Source organism: Lawsonibacter asaccharolyticus (assembly GCF_022453915.1).
Classification (GTDB): Bacteria; Bacillota; Clostridia; order Oscillospirales; family Oscillospiraceae; genus Lawsonibacter; species Lawsonibacter asaccharolyticus.
On sequence record NZ_CP091870.1, the window covers coordinates 2,610,676 to 2,628,507 of the forward strand.

The following is a 17,832-nucleotide window of genomic DNA, read 5'->3' on the forward strand; positions in this document are numbered from 1 at the left end:
CGTCCCTCTGTCTCAGGGGGGCGGGCTCTGTTCCATCCGCCTGCCGGTCACAGGCACCACACCTCGGCGCCCTGGGAAATGGCCTCTGCGGCACCCTGGGCGGTCTCCGGCTCAGCCGCCGAAGCAGTGCCCCATCCCCCGCTTTGTCACTACGAATTTAGGACTGGCGGGGTCAGTTTCCCGCAGGACTCGTCCTGCGGGAGCCCTTTTCTTTTTTCTGATCTCCAGGACGAATGGATCGTCCCGGAGAGGACCCTCCGCTCCCGCTCCGGGTCCGCGCCGGACCACCGGCGTCCCCCCTGCGGCGGGTCCCCGAGGACGTCCCCGCCCTCGGCCTCTCCGGCTCAGCCGCCGAAGTAGTACCCCATCCCCCGCTTTGTCACCACGAATTTAGGACTGGCGGGGTCGTCCTCGATCTTCTCTCTCAGGCGGCGGACGGCCACGTCCACCGCCCGCACATCGCCCACATAGCCTTCATAGTCCCACACATGCTCCATCAGGGCCTCCCGTGAAAACACCTTGCCCGGCTGGGCCGCCAGGAAACGGATCAGATCGTACTCCCGCTGAGACAGCTGAAGGGGCTGCCCGTCCTTGAGCACCGCCATCTGGTCCGTGTCCACTGTCACCCGGCCCAGCTCCATCCGGTTGGTGGAGGCTGCCGCCCCCTTCCCAGCGGGCACCATGCTCATACGACGGATATTGGCTTTCACCCGGGCCAGCAGCTCCCGCATGGAGAATGGCTTTGTGATGTAGTCGTCCGCCCCCAGCTCCAGGCCCAGGACCTTGTCGGTCTCCTCCTCCCGGGCGGTGAGCATGATAATAGGGGTTGAGGAGCCGCTCTCCCGCACCTGGCGGCACACCTCAAAGCCGTCCATCCCGGGCAGCATCAGGTCCAGCAGGATCAGGTCCGGGTCCTGCTCCAGCGCCAGCTGGAGCCCAGTGGGGCCGTCGTAGGCCTCCAGTGTGTCATACCCCTCCCGGCTCAGGTTGAAGGACAAAATATCCACGATGTTCTGCTCATCCTCTACGATCAGGATGCTCTTTCCCACAGAAATCCCTCCTTGTCGTCCATATCAGCGGCCCAGCAGAGTCTTAACCTTCAGCACGGTGGCCACTGTCTTCGCGTCTGTGATCTCCCCGGACATGACCTGCTCCACCAATGTGTCAAAGGGCATGGTCACCACATCCAGAAACTCGTCCTCGTCCAAGTGCTGCCGGGCGCGGGTCAGGTCCCGCGCCAGATACATGTGCAGCGCCTCGTCGCAGAATCCAGGTGAGGCATAGATATGGCCCAGATAGGTCAGTTCCCCCGCCTCCAGGCCGGTCTCCTCGCTCAGCTCCCGAAGGGCGGCGGGGCGGTGGTCCTCCCCCGGGTCCAGCTTGCCGGCGGGCAGCTCCAGCAGCAGACCGTGGAGCGGATAGCGGTACTGCCGCACCAGCGCCACGTTGTCCGCCTCATCCAATGCCAAAATGGCCACGCCCCCTGGGTGGAGCACCACCTCCCGCTGGGCGGTCCCCCCGTCCGGCAGGCCGGCGGTATCCAGCAGGACCGTGATGATCCGGCCCTGGAACATCGTTTTGCTTTCAATGGTGCGCTCTGTCAGGTCCATTTTCCGCTCCCTCCCCGGCGCGTCCCATTTGGGGCGGCCTGCTTCAAATTCAGGGCCATTATACCACGCTTTTCCCCGTTTGCCAACTAAAAGCGGTCAGCCGGAAAAAAGCCCCGGCCGCCTGACGGCCGGGGCCCGCCGGTGGCAGGCGCCACCGGCTACCGGTCCCGCCTCCCTCTCTGCCAGAGCAGCAGCTCCGCCCCGAAGAGGATGGTCACCGCTCCCGCCAGGAGCCAGCTGTACCGGTCCGGTTCCATGTGGGGGAGCACCCCCGCGGCGCGCAGGGCCAGAAAGCCCCACCACACCGCCAGCATCACAGCGGCGGCCGCCAGCTCCTCCTTCTCTGCCTGCCACCAGTGCGCTCCGGCGGGGATCGCCTGGCCGCGTCCCCGGCTCTCCCACCACGTCTTCCCCCACAGGATGGCCAGTTCCGCGGTCAACAGGCCCAGCCCTACCCAGAGGATCCCGGGCACCTCCCGGTCTGGGAGGATGCCCCAGGCGCACAGGACCAGCAGCAGCCAGCCCCCGCCGAGCCACAGTCCCACCCGGATCAGGCCGTGCCGGGTAATCTCCTTCTGTCTCTTCTCCTGCTCCATGGGGCTCCTCCCTCTTCTGTCTAGCGGCCTTCTCCGGCCCGGCTCTGGGCGTCCTGGCGGATCAGCAGCTTCAGCGCCTCCACCCCTACGTCGATGGCCAGCGCGGTGTCGTGGGACTCCTGCTGGTCCAGCCCCGCCTGCTCCCGCTCCTGGTTCCAGATCACGTGGAACACAGAGCCGCACCGCACTCCCCGGGCCGCTGCCACGGTGAACAGAGCCGCAGACTCCATCTCTGAGGCCAGCACCCCCAGCCGCTTCCATGCCTCCCACTTCGCCTCCAGCTCCCCAGATACCGGCATCCGGGCGGGGTCGTGCTGTCCGTAAAAGGAGTCCTTGCACTGGACCACCCCCGCGTGCCAGGGCTTCCCCAGCGCCTGGCAGGCCTGCACCAGCGCGCCGGCCACCTGGAAATCAGGGACAGCGGGGTACTCGATGGGGGCGTACTCCCGGCTGGTCCCCTCCATTCGCACCGCGCCGGTGGCCACCACCACGTCTCCGCTGCGGACATCCAGGCGGATGCCGCCGCAGGTACCCACCCGGACAAAGGTGTGGGTCCCCAGGTTGGCCAGCTCCTCCATGGCAATGGCGGCGGAGGGGCCGCCGATGCCGGTGGAGACCACGCTCACCTTCTCCCCCAGCAGGGAGCCGGTCCAGGTCTCAAACTCCCGATTGGTGCGCACATGGACCGCCCCCTCCAGCCGCTGGGCAATGGAGCGGCATCTGCCCGGATCACCCGGCAGGACACAGTAGCCCCCCACATCCCCCGGACCGCACTGGATATGAAATTGTAGTGCTCTCTCCTGCATGATCTGGCCTTCCTTTCCCCGCCTCAGGCGGACCTCCGTTTTTCTTTCTATATTATATCGGTTCCACCCCACGGACGCAAGCGTCCATCCGCCGGTTTTCTTTTGCCGCCTGTGCCCCTTGCAGGGGAATGGCTCACCCCTCTGCGGAAAAAGGCACTCCGTCCGAAAACAGGGATGGCTCCTGGCGCCCCTGCGGTGCCAGCTCCACAGCAAAAGCCCCCGCCTGCTCTGGGGCAGGCGGGGGCCGCGGGCTTTTCCGGCATCCGGCCGGTGCTTCAAAATACCAGGTCTCTCCCGGAAGTCAGTGCTTTTTGAAATAGTCGTTGGTGCTGCGAATGATCACATTGGACAGCAGCAGCAGGCCAATGAGGTTAGGGATGGCCATCATGCCGTTCAGGGTGTCGGAGATATCCCACATCAGGGTGCCGTTTCCGGTGGCACCTACGATGCACACCAGAACAAAGACTACCTTAAAGACCCACACCACCGCTTTATTGTTGTTGGACAGATAGGCCCAGCACCGCTCACCGTAGTAGCTCCAGCCCAGGATGGTGGACAGGGCAAAGAAAAGCAGGCTGATCTGAATGATGGTCCCGCCGATGGTCCCGGGCAGGATGGCATTGAAGGCGGCCACCGCCGCCGCGCCGTTGGTGGCGTAGCTGTCCAGCCCCACGTCCAGCACACCGGATAGAATGACGGCCAGGGAGGTCAGCGTGCAGATGACGATGGTGTCGATGAACACCTCAAACACGCCCCACATCCCCTGCTCCACCGGCTCCTGGGTCTCGGAGGCCGCATGGGCCATGGGGGCGGAGCCAAGGCCCGCCTCGTTGGAGAATACGCCCCGGGCAAATCCTTGGCGCATAGCCACCATAATGGCATAGCCGAATACGCCGCCCCCCACCGCCTCAAAGCTGAAGGCGCTGGTGAAGATGGAGGCCAGGGCCGCCGGCACTTGGTCGATCCGCAGCAGGATCACCGCCAGCCCCGCCCCAATGTAAAAGATGGCCATGAAGGGCACCATGTAGGAGGTCACCCGGCCGATTCGCTGGACTCCGCCCAGCACCACAATGCCTACCACCACCGCCAGGAGCACGCCGGTGGTCAGGCCGCTCATCCCGAACAGCCCCTCCATCGCCCCGGCGATCTCGCTGCTCTGGGAGATGTTCCCGATCCCGAAGCAGGCGAAGCCCGCCACCAGTGAAAACAGCACCGCCAGCCACTTCATGCCCAGGCCCTTTTCGATGTAATACATGGGCCCGCCGTAGTGGACCCCGTTCTCGTCAACCTGCCGGTACTTCAGGGCCAGTACGATCTCCGCAAATTTGGTGAACATCCCAAAGAAAGCCGCGAACCACATCCAGAACACCGCCCCCGGCCCTCCGGCGAAGATAGCCCCGGTGACACCGGCGATGTTGCCAGTGCCCACGGTGCCGGCCAGCGCAGTGGTCACTGCCTGAAAGGGGGTGAGGTTCTTGGCATCCTTGTCCCGCTTCTCCCGCCTGCGAAACAGTGAGCCCACCGTATTGCGCATGATATACCCAAATTTTGCGGCCTGGATGCACCCGGTGCGGGCGGTGAGGTAGACGCCCGTGCCCACCAGGAGCAGCAGCATCACCGGCCCCCACACGAAGTTGTTGACGGCCGAGTTGATCTTGGTGATGATTTCAATCATGGTTTCCCTTCCTTTCCTGTTTCTGGGAGCGTCCGGCCCGGTCAGGGTAAAAAAAGAGCGCGGTCCGAGGCAGCCGCGCTCTATTGATCTCCGGAACTCTCCCCGCGGGGCCTCCCATCCTTCTCCGCCCCGCTCTTTTGAAAGGAATTATAAGGGTTCCCGCCCCAAAATGCAAGAAAAATTTTTTATCCTTCATTTTTTCTGTCCAGGGCAGAACTCTGCCGCTCCCTTACAGCAGGACGAAGGTCACGCCGTTGTTGTGCCGCTCCAGGTCCCGGTCCCTCCGCAGGGTGGGACAGCGCTGAAAGGCGGCCAGGGTGTCGGAGTCAAAGATGGAGAAGGACTCTCCGGGGATGTAGCCCCAGATCTCTCCCCCCGCCTTCATCCGATCCAGGCGCCGCCTGGCTTCCACCCGGATGCGCCCTCCCGCGCCGGAGGAGCCGTAGCCGTGGATAAGCTTCACCCCGGAGCACCCCAGGCCGGGGCTGCGGCGCAGCTCAAAGAGCATCTGACGGATAGCCTGCTCGGCCCGGGGCATGCCCCGCTCCAGGTCCACCTCCCGCAGGTCATTCATCCAAGTCCCGCCCCCTTGTCTCGATGATGTCCCCATTCAGATCCCGCTCCAGGTCCCGCACCATCCGGCTCAGCCGGTGGATGATCCACAGGTCGCTGAGCCCGTCGTAGATCAGCACCAGGCCGATCAGGGTCACCAGGGCGGCGAAGGTGCCGAAGGGGTTGATGAGGATCAGCGCCCCCAGGGCCAGGGTCAGGGCGGAGAGGGCCAGGTCCAGCCACCACCGAGCCGCTCCCTGGCGCATCAGGGAGACCGAGCTCTGGACATCCAGCACGCCGTGGAAGATGACCACAGCGCCGAACACATACTGCACCAGGGCGATCACCGAGTCGGAGCTGGTCATCAGCCAGATCCCCAGGCCGGAGAGCACCACGCCGGGGATCAGGGTGAAGGCCGATATGCCCCCCTCCCGCCTGCGGACCAGCCAGCCCAGGATATACACAAGGCCGCAGATCAGCAGGGCCGCCCCCAGCAGGGTGCACATCAGCCGCACAGACCGGTCGGGCCACACCACCAGCACCGCCCCCAGCACCATGGTGATCAAAGCCACGATGACGCTGCTGCGCCGCTGTTCCTGCAAGATGGTTTTCATAATAGTCAGGCACCTCTTTCTTTATTTTGCGCCCCCAGGGCTTCAGCCCTCCCGGCGGTAGATCAGCCGTCCATCCTTCCAGGTGGCCAGCACGGGGATGTCCCGCAGGCTCATGGGGTCCGCAGTGAGCGGGTCCCGCTCCAGCAACACCAGGTCCGCCCGCTTCCCCTCCCGCAGGCTGCCCTTCTCCCCCTCCTCAAAATACTGCCAGGCCGCCCGGATGGTCACTGCGGCCAGGGCTTCCACCACGGGGATCTTCTGCTCCGGCCCCAGCACCGCGCCGGAGCGGGTCAGCCGGTTCACTCCGCACCACACCGTCTCCAGCATGTCCGGCGGGAGCACCGGGGTGTCCTGGTGGAAGGTGAAGGGGATGTCCCGCTCCAGGGCCGCCCCGGCGGGGCTGATCCGGGCCGCCCGCTCCGCCCCAAAGTTTTTCACATGCACGTCTCCCCAGTGGTACACATGAGCCGCGAAGAAGGAGGGCACCACCCCCAGCTCCTTCACCTTGTCCAGCTGGTCCAGATCCAGCAGCTGGGCATGGATCATCACTGGCCGCTCCAGATGTGCCTCCCGTTCCCGCTCCAGCTGCTCCAGCACGGACAAGTACTGCCCTGCCGCCGCGTCGCCGTTGCAGTGTGCCAGCAGCTGCATCCCCTGGTCCAGGGCCAGGGCCATCCGGTCATACACCTGCCGGTCGGTGAGGACCGGGTAGCCCCGGTCCTGGGGTCCGCCTCCCAGATAGGGGGTGCGCATCCAGGCGGTGCGTCCCTGAGGCGAGCCGTCCAGAAATATCTTATACCCCCCCAGCTTGAAATGGCCGCTGTACGCCCGGATATGGCCGGAGAACGCCTCCGCCGCCTGTCCGTCGGCATCAGCGTAGCCCACCACGTCCAGCCAGAGCAGGTCCCGCTCCAGCAGCTGGCGGTAGAGGGGGATGAGCTGGTCCGGCATCATCCCCTCCTGTACTGTGGCCACGCCGTAGGAGGCATAGCTCCTCTGGGCCTTGTCATAAGCCGCCAGCAGGTCTTCTGTGTCTGGCAAGGGCACCCGCTTCTGGAGCTGCAGGAATGCGTTCTCCTCCATATATCCGGTGAGCTTCCCGTCAGGGCCCCTCTCCATCCTCCCGCCCGGCGGGCACGGGGTCTCCTCATTTACCCCCAGCCGCTCCAGTGCCAAGGTGTTAAAGACCCCCACGTGTCCTGAGCGGTGCTGGATCATCACCGGATGGCCCGGGCAGGCCGCGTCCAGCAGCTGGCGGGCGGGATGCCTCCCCTCCGCCAGCTCATTGTGGTCGTAGCCCTCTCCCCGGACCCATTCTCCCGGGGCCAGGCCCTCCCTTGCCGCGAAGGCGGACAGCCGCCGCCCCAGCTCCTCCCAGCCGGCGCACTCCCCCAGGCCGGCCTGGAGGAAGGTGTTGGCATAGGCGGTCAGGTGGCTGTGGGCGTCCACAAAGGCAGGGAGCAGGGCCCGCCCCTTCAGGTCCACCCGGCGCACAGTCCCTTCCGCTCGTTCCTCCGCGCCGTGCAGACTGCCGGCGTAGAGGATCCGCTCCCCCTCTGTCAGCAGCGCCTGGACATAGAGCTCCCGCTCCATCGTGACGATAGGCCCTCCAAAATACAGTGTCTGAGACATAAATGACCTCCCTGAGCCGCCCCGGGCGGCACGCTGTGCTGCCTCTAGTATGGCGGTCCGGCTGCTTTTTATGGGGCATCCGGGTCCCGCGCCCCGCTTTTCCTTTCCTCGTTTTTTATTGTATCACACCCCTCCCCGGAGAACAAGCGGATGGGCCGTATTTCTCACCGCCCGACAGTCTCCCGTTAATGCGTTTCCCTGGGCCTGTCCCCTTTCTGCAATTTTTTCTGATCCATTTTGCATTTTGTATTGCTTTTTTTCGTCTGGCAAGGTATAATTCCTTTATATCCGCGCACAAGTGTTTTTGTTGCACAGACATTTCAGTGCGGTGAATCACTTGAATCCAACTGAAAAAAGGAGTATCGAAGATGAAAAAGTTTCTTGCCTGCGTGCTCTCCGCCTCTATGATGCTGGGCCTGCTGGCCGGCTGTGCCGGCGCCGGTTCCAGCAGCGGCAATGCCCCCGCCGGCAGCGGTGCCGCCGTCTCCACCCCGGCTGTCTCCGGGGACAATGTCCTCAAGATCGGCGTGTTCGAGCCCTCCACCGGCGACTCCGCCTCCGGCGGCAAGAAGGAGATGCTGGGCATGCAGTACGCCAACTCTGAGACCCCCACCGTCACTGTGGGCGGCCAGGAGTATCAGATCCAGCTGGTCTACGCCGACAACGGCTCCTCCACTGACAAGGCCCTGACCGCCGCCACCCAGCTGGTGAGCGAGGGCGTTTCTCTGGTGCTGGGCTCCTACGGCTCCGGCGTGTCCATCGCCGCCGGCCCCACCTTCGGCAACGCGGGGCTGCCTGCCATCGGCGTCACCTGCACCAACCCCATGGTCACCGCCGGCAATGACTACTATTTCCGCATCTGCTTCCTGGACCCCTTCCAGGGCACCGTCCTGGCCAACTTCGCCATGGAGAAGTTCCAGGCCAAGACCGCCTATCTGTTGGGCGAGGCGGGCAATGAGTATGACCAGGGCCTGATCAACTTCTTCGAGCAGGCCTTCACCGCCGCCGGCGGCAAAGTCATCAAGGACGCCTTCCCCACCAACAACTCCGACTTCAACTCCTATCTGAACAAGGCCAAGGCCGAGGGGGCCGACGTCATCTTCACCCCAGTCTCCATCGCCTACGCCACCCAGATCATTTCCCAGGCCGCCTCTCTGGGCATCGACATCCCCTTCCTGGGCTCCGACACCCTGGACGACAACATGGTGCTGGAGGCCGCCAAGGGCACCGACGTGCAGCTGTATGTGTCCACCTTCTATCAGGAGGGCGGCAACCCCGAGTTTGACGCGGGCATCAAGGAGTACATCAACACCGCCTCCGGCGCTCTGGAGGCCAACGGCGGAAACGACACCGTCGCCGCGGTGTCCGCCATGGGCTATGACGCATACTATGTGGCTCTGGAGGCCATCAAGGCCGCCGACTCCGTGGACCCCGCCGCCATCAAGGCCGCGCTGTGGGATGTGGAGCATGACGGTGTTTCCGGCCACATCGCCTTTGACGACGAAAACGGCGACGCCGTCCGTGACACCGCCTACATCAAGCACTCCACCAACGACGGCGCCTGGGAGCTGGAGACCCAGCAGACCGTTCAGTGAGCGCCGCTCTCTGACTGATACCGCTTTCCGGTACGGCGGGGGCCTCCAGGTCCCCGCCGTACCGGACTGGGCCGCCTCAAAAGGAGGCAGTCCCGCCTCTTTTTGAGACAGTCCAGACCTGTCCCACAGAGACCGTTCCGCCGCCTCTCCAGGCCCTGCGGCCTGAAAAACAGCAAATGGGAGGAACCCCTATGGAATTTTTTGTCTCCACCCTGCTCTTCGGCATCTCGGTGGGGGGACAGTACGCCCTGATCGCCATTGGCTACACCATGGTGTACGGCATCCTCCGCCTCATCAACTTCGCCCACGGCGACGTGTTCATGGTGGCCGGCCTGCTGGGCATCTACCTCAGCAGCTTTCTCTCCGCCTACCTGCCCCCCGCCGCCGTCATCCCCGTCAGCCTGCTGCTGGTTCTGGCGCTGACGGTGGCCCTGGGCTTCTGTATCGAGCGGGCAGCCTATAAGCCCCTGCGCTCCGCTCCCCGGATGAGCGTAATGATCTCGGCCATCGGGGTGAGCTACCTGCTCCAGAACTCGGCCACCTACATCACCGGCGGCCAGCCCATGACCTACCCCTCCATTCCCTTCCTGTCGGACACCATCTCCCTGGCGGGGACCTCCATCAAGTGGGTAGTCATCCTCACCCCCTTCCTGGTGGCCGCCCTGGTGCTGGTGCTCACCCAGCTCATCAACCATACCAAGGTGGGCATGGCCATGCGGGCTGTGGCCAAGGATTTCGAGACCAGCCAGCTCATGGGCATCAAGATCAACTCGGTGATCTCCGTCACCTTCGTCATCGGCTCCGCCCTGGCTGCGGTGGGCTCCATGCTCTACTTCACCACCTACCCCGCCATTGTCCCCACTGCGGGCGCCATGCCCGGCCTGAAGGCCTTCGTGGCCGCGGTGTTCGGCGGCATCGGCTCCATTCCAGGAGCGGTGATCGGGGCCTTTCTCATCGGCATCTGTGAGAACTTTGTGAAGATCATGCCCTTTGACGGCGCCACCACCTTCGTGGACGCCTTTACCTTCGCCCTGCTCATCATCATCCTGGTCTTCAAACCCACCGGCCTCTTCGGGGAAAAGGCCACCGACAAGGTGTAAGGAGGGAATGACGACATGATCCAAGACAGAAAAAGCAAAAAGGGCGCCGCGGCGGGGCTGATCTTCGCCGCTGTGGTGCTGGTGCTGGTGGTCCTGCTGGAGAACCTGAGCAGCCTGCTGCCCAGCGTCCCCGCTGTCCTTCAGCCCACCAGCCAGCTGTTCACTGTACTGAAAAAGGGGGCGGTCTACTCCCTGGTGGCCGTGTCCATGAACCTGCTCAACGGCTTCACCGGCCTGTTCTCCCTGGGGCAGGCGGGCTTCATGCTGCTGGGCGCCTATACCTACGCCATCCTCACCGTCCCCGTCTCCGCCAAAGATTCGGTGTACTACCTGTACGGGGGCTCGGCGGTGCCCTTCTCCCTTCCTGACCTGTTCGGCGGGGTGGACACCCCCGCGGGCCTGATCCTGGGGGTGCTGCTGGCCATCCTGCTGGGCGGATGCGTGGCCGCCCTCTTTGCCTGGCTCATCGGCCTGCCTGTGCTGCGTCTGAAGAGCGACTACCTGGCCATCGCCACCCTGGGCTTTGCAGAGATCATCCGGGCGGTGTTCCAGTGGCAGGCCCTTGGGCCCGTCACCAACGGCGCCAATATGATCACTCAGATCCCCTCCTTCAACAACTTCAACCTCACCGACGGGAGCGGGAAGGTGTTCCTCCGCCTTTCCACCTTCTTCCCCTTCCTCATCGCGATTCTCTGCATTATCGTCATCGTTATGCTCATCAACTCCTCCTACGGCCGGGCTTTCAAGGCCATCCGGGAGGACGAGATCGCCGCCGAAGCCATGGGCATCAACCTGGCCAAGCACAAGATGCTCTCCTTCTGCATCTCTTCCTTCTTCGCCGGAGTGGGGGGCGCCCTGTTTGCCATGTTCGTCAACAACGCCCAGGCCAAAGTGTACACCTCCACCATGACCTATGAGATCCTGCTCATCGTGGTCATCGGCGGCATCGGCTCCATCTCCGGCTCCTGCCTGGCCACCTTCCTGTATGTGGCCTGCGCCGAGTGGTGGCTGCGCTTTCTGGACAGCCCCATGACCTTCACCTCCGTTACCGACACCCGGCGCATCCTCTTCATCCTGGTCTTCGCCGCCCTGGTCATCGGCGGGGCCCTCCTGCTGATCCGCCGGGAGCGCCGCACCACCAAAAAGGTTTGGAAGGAGCTGCTGGTCTCCCTGGCGGCCCTGGCCCTGCTGGTCTGGCTGGCTTTCTTCATCATCAGCGGCTCCCTCACCGTTCCCCTGCTGCGCACCGGCTTCCGCATGGTGGTCTTCTCGGTCATCATCATGATCGTGGTCCTCTTCTTCCGCCGGGGCATAATGGGGGACAAGGAATTCTCTGACATTCTGTTTGCCCGCCGCAAGGCGTCCGGAAAGGGGGCGGTGAAATGAGCCAAGTGGAAAATGTCCTCCGGCTGGAGCACGTCACCATGCAGTTCGGCGGCGTGGTGGCGGTGAACGACCTTTCCCTGGAGGTGAACCAAGGGGAGATCGTGGCTCTGATCGGCCCCAACGGCGCCGGCAAGACCACCGCCTTCAACTGCATCACCGGAGTGTATGAGCCCACCAACGGGCGGATCTCCTTTCTGGGAGAGCCCATGGTGGAAAACCACCCCCAAGGCAGAATGCAGAAGCTCTATCAGGGGGAGAACCAGGGTATGTTTTCTCAGGTCCTCTCCCCCACCCCGGACCGAATCACCCAGAAGGGCATCGCCCGTACCTTCCAGAACATCCGCCTGTTCTCGGCCCTGACGGTATTTGAAAACGTGCTCATCGCCAAGCACATGCGTGCCAGGCAGAACGTGTTTTCGGCCGCCTTCCGCCTCAACAGGGCGGAGGAGAAGCGGATGCGGGAGGAGGCCATGTCCCTGCTGGAGGAGCAGAACCTGGCCCACCTGAAGGACGAGGTGGCCGGCTCCCTGCCCTATGGCCTCCAGCGCCATCTGGAGATCGCCCGGGCCCTGGCCACTGCTCCCAAGCTCCTGCTCCTGGACGAGCCGGCCGCCGGCATGAACCCCCAGGAGACCCAGGAGCTCACCGATTTCATCCACAAGATCCGGGATGAGTACGACCTGTCCATCCTGATGATCGAGCACCACATGGACCTGGTCATGCGGATCTCCGACCGCATTTACGTCCTGGACTTCGGCAAGCAGATCGCCCAAGGCACACCGGCGGAGGTCCAGAACGATCCTCGGGTCATCGAGGCATATTTGGGGGTGGCAGACGATGCTGAAGATTGATGAACTGAAGGTGAGCTATGGCGGTATCGAGGCCGTGAAGGGCATCACCTTTGAAGTGCCCGAGCGGCAGATCGTCACCCTGATCGGCGCCAACGGAGCAGGCAAGTCCACCACCCTGCGCACCATCGCCGGGCTGGTGAAGCCCGCCCACGGCCGCATCCATCTCCAGGGGGAGGACATCACCGGTCTGTCCCCCGACCGCATCGTCTCCAAGGGGGTCACCCTGGTCCCCGAGGGACGCCGGGTGTTTCCCGACCTGTCGGTGGTGGAGAATCTGAAGATCGGGGCCTATCTGCGGAAGGACGACCTGGAAGACGACCTGAACTGGGTGTACGATCTGTTTCCCCGGCTGAAGGAGCGCTCCTGGCAGGCGGCGGGCACCCTGTCCGGCGGTGAGCAGCAGATGCTGGCCGTGGCCCGGGCCCTCATGTCCCGGCCGAAGATCATCATGATGGATGAGCCCTCCCTGGGGCTGGCCCCCCTGGTGGTCAAGGGGATCTTTGAGATCATCCAGGAGATCAACAAGCAGGGGGTCACCGTGCTGCTCATCGAGCAGAACGCCAACATGGCCCTGAAGATCGCGGACCTGGGCTATGTGCTGGAGACCGGCCGCATCACCCTTACCGGCTCCGGCCGGGATCTGCTGAAAAACGAGGACGTGAAGAAGGCCTATCTGGGCACCTGAGGGCCCAGTCTCTATCCAAATCGTAAAGCAGGAGCAGGACAATACATTTTGTATTGTCCTGCTCCTGCTTTTTCTGCGGTTTCGTTCCCGTTCACCGCACGTAGTAGTTCTCAAAGGGAACGGTCTCCCCCCTGCGGTCCACTGCCCGGAGGGCCAAGTCCTCCGCCCCTTCTCCCAGAGTCACCAGCACCGCGAAGGGCTCCCCCGGGGCCACCGGATATGTCTGCCAGACCGTACCGCTCTCCGGGTCGGTCACCTCGATCCCCTCCACCTCCTCCACTCGGTTCAGCGAGACCACCAGCAGTGTCTCCCCGTGCTGCACCACATACACCCCGGTCTCCTCATGGCCGGTGCCGCTGGCCCGAAAGTGATAGCCGAAGTCCAGCCCAGGCTCGTTTTCATAGTAGGTGTAGCGCAGGCTGGAGCCCTCCTGATAGAGGAAAAAGGCCATGTCCCCGTTCCGCGCCTCTGACAGCACCACCGGCTGCCCCTCCTCTCCCCGCCCCCGGTCCCGCTCCGCCAGCTGCCAGCCCGGTATCCCGAAGCGGACGAACTGGGAGGCCGCCAGCATGGCGGCAATGAGCAGCAGCGCCACCCCGGCGGCTGCGGCCGTCACCCGCCGCTCCAGCCGGCGTCGGATGCCCTTCTCCCAGGCCCGGACCTCCCCTCCGTCCGTCTCCGGCGGAAGGACCACCCGCCCCCGCAGCTGCTCCAGCTCCCGGCGGCAGACGGGGCAGGATCTGAGATGCTCCTCCACCAGGGCCCGGGACTCCTCCCCCGCCGCGCCGTCCACATACAGGGGCAGCAGATCCTGGATCACCCCGCAGCCCATGGGTCTATCCGCCATGCTTCTCCTCCTCCAATCCCGCGATGATCTTCTGCTTGGCCCGATAAAAGGTCACCCGCGCCCAGCTCTCCGTCCGCCCAAATACCCGGGCGATGTCCCCAAAGGGCAGTTCCCCGAACACCCGCAGATGGAACACCTCCTTGTAAGGCTCCCCCAGGCCGTGGAGCAGGCAGTGGAGCCGCAGGGCCTCCTCCCGGTCCTCCAGCGCCTCCGTCAAAGTGACTCCCGCCGTGTCTGGCAGCTCCCGGGGCAGCTGGATCTCGGTGTTCCGCTTCCGCCGCGCCTGGTCCAGGAACACGTTCCGGGCAATGGTGTACAGCCAGGCCCGCAGGTCGCTCCCCTCCCGGAACTGCCCGGCGGAGCGGACGGCCCGGAAAAAGGTCTCCTGGGTCAGTTCCTCCGCTATTCGGCTGTCCCGGCACAGGCTCAGGAGGTACCGCTGAAGCTCCCGGAAGTATTCCTCATAGATGCGTCCAAAGTCCAACGGGCTCCCTCCCCTCTGTCTGTATAACGGCCAAGGGGCGGATCTGTTACAAGATCCGTCTGTTTTTTGTTTGCGGAGGGCTCCGTCCGTCAGGGCCGCCCCGGAAGCAGCTGTTTTTACACCTCCCTCAGAGAGGGGGGCCCTGTCCATCCTGTTGATCCGGCCCCGCAGAAGGACGCCCCCACGCCTTCCCCCTTGGGGGAGGCGTGGGGCTCCGTCTATTTCGCAGGGGCGCATATCATGCGCCCGACACCCTGCACGGAGAAAAGCCGGCCAGCCGCAGGCCGTGCCTCAATTGCCATTTCCTACTTCCGCCACCGCTTCAAGGTGGGGAGCCAGGCCCGCAGGAGCCTCTCCGCCTCCTCCTGGGGGCCGAAGGGATGTCCGTTTTCCTCATTGAATTTCAGGTCAAAGGCGATCATGTCCTCCACTGTGGCCTCCGGCGCGGTGAATGCGCCCCTCTGATAGCACCAGCGGCAGTAATCCCGGTTGGGGCTTCCGTCGGCGTTGCTCCCCATGTCCTCGGAGGCATCCAGGGGCATGCCGCAGCACTGGCAAAAGATCCGCTCTTCCATATCAGGTTCCTCCTTTTGTTCGGGAGGGGTGCTCCCCTCCTCTGTGCCCTCAGGATACGCCTGAATACCTGACACGGAATGTCCAGTTTCATACAGGGCCGCGATCTTTTTCCCAGTCCGGCCCAGGACCTCCCGCCAAGAGGCAGGGGCGAGCACCTCCACCTGGTCTCCGAAAGAGAGAAGAAAGCCCAGCAGCCACCCGTCCTGAGGAAAGTCACACTCCACCAGCAGGCAGCCGTCCTCTCCCGCCCGGATCTGGCCCGGGGCAAAATAGTCCCGCACCCGCCAGGCCGCGGAGGGGGCAAAACGGAGGGTCAGGGTCCCATTCTGCCGCTGTTCCGGGGAAGGAACCTCCAGCTGCTCCGGCGGCCGTCTGGGAGGAAAGCCCTCCCGTTCCAGACACAGCCCCTCCATCCGCGCAAGTCGAAAAATCCTCCAGTCCCTCCTGGCAAGACAGAACGCCTGGAGATACCAGCAACCGGATTTGAACACCAGCTTGCCCGGCTCTACCCTGCGGCGGGTGCGGGTGCCGGAGGAGGCGTAGTAGGTGAAATCCAGCAGGCGGCGCCCCAGGATGCCTTCCCTCACGATGCGGAAATTCTCCCTCTCCTGCTCCCCGCTGCCCCAGTCGGTGAAGTCCACCTCCACCCAGCCCTCCGCCTCCCGCCGGAACAGGGCGGACAGCCGTTCCAGGGCCTCCGCCCCCTCCAGCCCGCCGGTGGACAGCAGGGCCCGCAGGGCAAAGAGCACCTCATCCTGCTCCCTGGGGGAGAGGAGGCAGCGGTCCAGCACGAACTGATCCATCAGGCGGATGCCGCCCCCCTGTCCCCGCTGGGTATAGACCGGCACACCGGCGGCGGAAAGGGCGTCCACGTCCCGGTAGATGGTCCGCTCCGACACCTCGAAGCGCTCCGCCAGCTCCCCGGCGGTGAGGGCGCGGCGCTCCACCAGCAGATAGAGCAGCTCAAACAGGCGGCCGTTTTTCATCCCGCGCCCTCACACCACCGCTACGCCGCCCAGGATCTCCCCGATGGGGCCGGCGATCACCAGGTCGGCGTGGGCGTCGTAGGGGATGGGGGACTTGTTGATGAGCACCAGGCGGTGCCCCCGGTAGTAGTTCACCAGGCTGGCGGCGGGGTACACCGCCAGTGAAGTGCCGCCGATGATGAGCATATCCGCCCCCTGGATGTCCGAAAGAGCCCCCTGCAGGGTATGCCCGTCCAGCTGCTCCTCATAGAGCACCACATCGGGCTTGACGATGCCCCCGCAGGCACATCGGGGCACACCTCCGCTGTCCCGCACGAACTCCACGGGATAGGCCCTGCCGCACCTCATGCAGTGGTTGCGGTGGACGCTTCCGTGGAGCTCCCACACCCGCCGGGAGCCCGCCCGCTGGTGCAGTCCGTCGATGTTCTGGGTCACCACACTGGTCAGCTTCCCCGCCGCCTCCAGCTCCGCCAGCTTCCGGTGGGCCGGGTTGGGCTGGGCGTCCAGGCAGAGCATCTTCTCCCGGTAAAAGCGGTAAAATTCCTCCGGTCGGGCATCAAAAAAGCTGCGGCTGAGGATCTCCTCCGGGGGATAGTCATACTTCTGGTAATACAGCCCGTCCACGCTGCGGAAGTCGGGGATGCCCGACTCCGTGCTCACGCCCGCCCCGCCGAAAAAGACGATGCGTCTGCTCTCATCGACCCATTTCTGCAGGGTCCTCTGCTCCTGTTCCATATCCATGCTCCTTTCCTGGCCGCTGTCCTCACATGCCGGCCAGCAGTCTCTCCCGCTCCCGCTCCAGCTCGGCGGCCCGCTCCACTGTCCGGTCCCGCTCCCGGCGCAGCTGGGAGAGCAGGTCCTCCACCTGGGCCGCCGTCTCTTCCGCGGAACGCCGGGCCGTCCCGATCTTGTCCTGGATGTACAGGTCCACGAACAATCCGTCGAAGAAATAGTCCGCAAAGGAAGTGAACTCCCCCACCTGAAGGTCGGGCACCCGGAGCTGGGACACGTCGGCCAGCTCGGTGCGGAAGCGGCTTATGGCCTGTCGGGCTTGGAAAGCCGCGTTTTGCGCATCGTTCATACGTCCATGCTTGGCCATGGTGGCCAGCATGCCGCCCCCCAGGATGTCCCAGGTGCCCCAGCCCGCCGCCGAGTCCAGCTGGCCGATCATCTGGTCCAGAGCATAGCCCACATCTTTTCCCGCACATATGGCCTCATCCAGCTCCCGGATCTGGGCGCCCAGGCTGTCCAGATCACAGCCGATCTGGATCAGGCGCTTCGCCCGCTCCCCTCCCGCCTGGCAGAGCAGTTCCTCCTTCTCCTCCATCAGGGCCTTCCAGCGCCCCCTCAGGCCCTCCAGACCCGCCCGCTCCTTCTGGGCCGCCTGAAAGCGGGCCTCCAGATCCTCCAGATCACGGCGGGCCGCGTCATAGCGGGCTTTGGCCGCCACCGCCTCCCTCCGCTCTTGGTCCAGCCGTTCCGCCTGCTCCCCCCGAATTCTGGCCAGGAAGGAGGCAAAGGAGAGCCGCTCCAGCTCCTCCACATCCTCCTGCTCCCGGTACAGCACCTTCAGGGCGTCCTCCGCCGCCCGCTTGCGCTCCTCATGCTGGGCCTTCAGATCCTCCATCACGGCGGACAGCTTCCGGGCCCGGTCCAGCTTCTGCCGCACCTGCTCCAGCTCGGCGTTGATATCCTCCAATGTCCTCACAGCAGTCCCTCCTGTTCTATTTTTGTTTCAGGGGTCTCTTGTCCTTCATTATACCATGGTTTTCTCCTCGGGGACAGTGGGAGATGCAGGGGAAAGGGGGTCCGCCCCGCGGGGCGGACCCCCTTTCCC

General features: G+C 64.4%; 18 protein-coding genes. 5 read left to right on the forward strand and 13 right to left on the reverse strand.

Translation table 11 applies throughout. The features are described 5' to 3' along the window. Window positions 1–344: 344 nt before the first annotated feature. From L9O85_RS12540 to L9O85_RS12575, 8 genes are all read right to left on the reverse strand, one after another. Window positions 345–1,049, reverse strand: coding sequence for a response regulator (locus L9O85_RS12540; RefSeq protein ID WP_050623465.1), 705 nt, complete (start codon window positions 1,047–1,049; stop codon window positions 345–347). A gap of 24 nt (window positions 1,050–1,073) precedes the next feature. Next, window positions 1,074–1,610, reverse strand: a complete 537-nt coding sequence (locus L9O85_RS12545; RefSeq protein ID WP_050623464.1) for an NUDIX domain-containing protein — start codon at window positions 1,608–1,610, stop codon at window positions 1,074–1,076. Between the two features lie 158 nt (window positions 1,611–1,768). Continuing rightward, window positions 1,769–2,206, reverse strand: a complete 438-nt coding sequence (locus L9O85_RS12550) for a hypothetical protein (RefSeq protein WP_301578799.1) — start codon at window positions 2,204–2,206, stop codon at window positions 1,769–1,771. A 20-nt stretch (window positions 2,207–2,226) separates the two neighbouring features. After that, window positions 2,227–3,012, reverse strand: a complete 786-nt coding sequence (gene udp / locus L9O85_RS12555) for a uridine phosphorylase (protein ID WP_108980559.1) — start codon at window positions 3,010–3,012, stop codon at window positions 2,227–2,229. 301 nt (window positions 3,013–3,313) lie between these two features. Next, window positions 3,314–4,687, reverse strand: coding sequence for an alanine/glycine:cation symporter family protein (locus L9O85_RS12560; protein ID WP_256182046.1), 1,374 nt, complete (start codon window positions 4,685–4,687; stop codon window positions 3,314–3,316). A gap of 229 nt (window positions 4,688–4,916) precedes the next feature. Then, the gene (locus tag L9O85_RS12565) at window positions 4,917–5,261 is read right to left on the reverse strand and encodes a hypothetical protein (RefSeq protein ID WP_276756536.1); all 345 of its coding nucleotides are present in this window, start codon (window positions 5,259–5,261) and stop codon (window positions 4,917–4,919) included. Continuing rightward, window positions 5,254–5,853: an HdeD family acid-resistance protein gene (locus L9O85_RS12570; protein ID WP_050623459.1), complete on the reverse strand. Its 600-nt coding sequence runs from the start codon at window positions 5,851–5,853 to the stop codon at window positions 5,254–5,256. Before L9O85_RS12570 ends, L9O85_RS12565 begins: the two co-directional genes overlap by 8 nt. Before the next feature lie 42 nt (window positions 5,854–5,895). After that, on the reverse strand, window positions 5,896–7,485 hold the full coding sequence (locus tag L9O85_RS12575; protein ID WP_276853057.1) for an amidohydrolase: 1,590 nt from the start codon (window positions 7,483–7,485) through the stop codon (window positions 5,896–5,898). Window positions 7,486–7,853: 368 nt separating this feature from the next. Here L9O85_RS12575 and L9O85_RS12580 point away from each other — a divergent pair, with 368 nt between their 5' ends. The 5 genes from L9O85_RS12580 (at window position 7,854) to L9O85_RS12600 (ending at window position 13,102) form a co-directional block, all read left to right on the forward strand. Further along, complete coding sequence (locus tag L9O85_RS12580; protein ID WP_108980555.1) at window positions 7,854–9,080, forward strand: ABC transporter substrate-binding protein; 1,227 nt, start codon at window positions 7,854–7,856, stop codon at window positions 9,078–9,080. Window positions 9,081–9,271: 191 nt separating this feature from the next. After that, entirely contained in the window at window positions 9,272–10,180 is a 909-nt protein-coding gene (locus L9O85_RS12585) for a branched-chain amino acid ABC transporter permease (RefSeq protein WP_050623456.1), read from the forward strand. A 15-nt stretch (window positions 10,181–10,195) separates the two neighbouring features. Then, window positions 10,196–11,566: a branched-chain amino acid ABC transporter permease gene (locus L9O85_RS12590; RefSeq protein ID WP_050623455.1), complete on the forward strand. Its 1,371-nt coding sequence runs from the start codon at window positions 10,196–10,198 to the stop codon at window positions 11,564–11,566. Further along, complete coding sequence (locus L9O85_RS12595; RefSeq protein WP_276756528.1) at window positions 11,563–12,417, forward strand: ABC transporter ATP-binding protein; 855 nt, start codon at window positions 11,563–11,565, stop codon at window positions 12,415–12,417. The genes L9O85_RS12590 and L9O85_RS12595 overlap by 4 nt, the downstream gene beginning before the upstream one ends. Beyond that, on the forward strand, window positions 12,404–13,102 hold the full coding sequence (locus L9O85_RS12600) for an ABC transporter ATP-binding protein (RefSeq protein WP_050623453.1): 699 nt from the start codon (window positions 12,404–12,406) through the stop codon (window positions 13,100–13,102). Before L9O85_RS12595 ends, L9O85_RS12600 begins: the two co-directional genes overlap by 14 nt. A gap of 91 nt (window positions 13,103–13,193) precedes the next feature. Here L9O85_RS12600 and L9O85_RS12605 read toward each other — a convergent pair whose 3' ends face one another. The 5 genes from L9O85_RS12605 to L9O85_RS12625 form a co-directional block, all read right to left on the reverse strand. Continuing rightward, a complete protein-coding gene (locus L9O85_RS12605; RefSeq protein ID WP_301578803.1) occupies window positions 13,194–13,949 on the reverse strand; it encodes a zf-HC2 domain-containing protein in 756 nt (251 codons plus the stop codon). Further along, the gene (locus tag L9O85_RS12610) at window positions 13,939–14,433 is read right to left on the reverse strand and encodes an RNA polymerase sigma factor (protein ID WP_050623451.1); all 495 of its coding nucleotides are present in this window, start codon (window positions 14,431–14,433) and stop codon (window positions 13,939–13,941) included. Before L9O85_RS12610 ends, L9O85_RS12605 begins: the two co-directional genes overlap by 11 nt. 305 nt (window positions 14,434–14,738) lie before the next feature. Further along, on the reverse strand, window positions 14,739–15,995 hold the full coding sequence (locus tag L9O85_RS12615; RefSeq protein WP_301578805.1) for a WYL domain-containing protein: 1,257 nt from the start codon (window positions 15,993–15,995) through the stop codon (window positions 14,739–14,741). A 9-nt stretch (window positions 15,996–16,004) separates the two neighbouring features. After that, a complete protein-coding gene (locus L9O85_RS12620) occupies window positions 16,005–16,730 on the reverse strand; it encodes an NAD-dependent protein deacylase (protein ID WP_301578807.1) in 726 nt (241 codons plus the stop codon). A 28-nt stretch (window positions 16,731–16,758) separates the two neighbouring features. After that, complete coding sequence (locus L9O85_RS12625; RefSeq protein ID WP_301578809.1) at window positions 16,759–17,703, reverse strand: hypothetical protein; 945 nt, start codon at window positions 17,701–17,703, stop codon at window positions 16,759–16,761. Between the last annotated feature and the right edge of the window lie 129 nt (window positions 17,704–17,832).

Coding starts and splice junctions, on each gene's coding strand:
- L9O85_RS12545 (WP_050623464.1), bottom strand. CDS start 1,610: ATGGACCTGACAGAGCGCACCATTGAAAGCAAAACGATGTTCCAGGGC.
- L9O85_RS12550 (WP_301578799.1), bottom strand. CDS start 2,206: ATGGAGCAGGAGAAGAGACAGAAGGAGATTACCCGGCACGGCCTGATC.
- udp (WP_108980559.1), bottom strand. CDS start 3,012: ATGCAGGAGAGAGCACTACAATTTCATATCCAGTGCGGTCCGGGGGAT.
- L9O85_RS12560 (WP_256182046.1), bottom strand. CDS start 4,687: ATGATTGAAATCATCACCAAGATCAACTCGGCCGTCAACAACTTCGTG.
- L9O85_RS12565 (WP_276756536.1), bottom strand. CDS start 5,261: ATGAATGACCTGCGGGAGGTGGACCTGGAGCGGGGCATGCCCCGGGCC.
- L9O85_RS12570 (WP_050623459.1), bottom strand. CDS start 5,853: ATGAAAACCATCTTGCAGGAACAGCGGCGCAGCAGCGTCATCGTGGCT.
- L9O85_RS12575 (WP_276853057.1), bottom strand. CDS start 7,485: ATGTCTCAGACACTGTATTTTGGAGGGCCTATCGTCACGATGGAGCGG.
- L9O85_RS12580 (WP_108980555.1), top strand. CDS start 7,854: ATGAAAAAGTTTCTTGCCTGCGTGCTCTCCGCCTCTATGATGCTGGGC.
- L9O85_RS12585 (WP_050623456.1), top strand. CDS start 9,272: ATGGAATTTTTTGTCTCCACCCTGCTCTTCGGCATCTCGGTGGGGGGA.
- L9O85_RS12590 (WP_050623455.1), top strand. CDS start 10,196: ATGATCCAAGACAGAAAAAGCAAAAAGGGCGCCGCGGCGGGGCTGATC.
- L9O85_RS12595 (WP_276756528.1), top strand. CDS start 11,563: ATGAGCCAAGTGGAAAATGTCCTCCGGCTGGAGCACGTCACCATGCAG.
- L9O85_RS12600 (WP_050623453.1), top strand. CDS start 12,404: ATGCTGAAGATTGATGAACTGAAGGTGAGCTATGGCGGTATCGAGGCC.
- L9O85_RS12605 (WP_301578803.1), bottom strand. CDS start 13,949: ATGGCGGATAGACCCATGGGCTGCGGGGTGATCCAGGATCTGCTGCCC.
- L9O85_RS12615 (WP_301578805.1), bottom strand. CDS start 15,995: ATGAAAAACGGCCGCCTGTTTGAGCTGCTCTATCTGCTGGTGGAGCGC.
- L9O85_RS12620 (WP_301578807.1), bottom strand. CDS start 16,730: ATGGAACAGGAGCAGAGGACCCTGCAGAAATGGGTCGATGAGAGCAGA.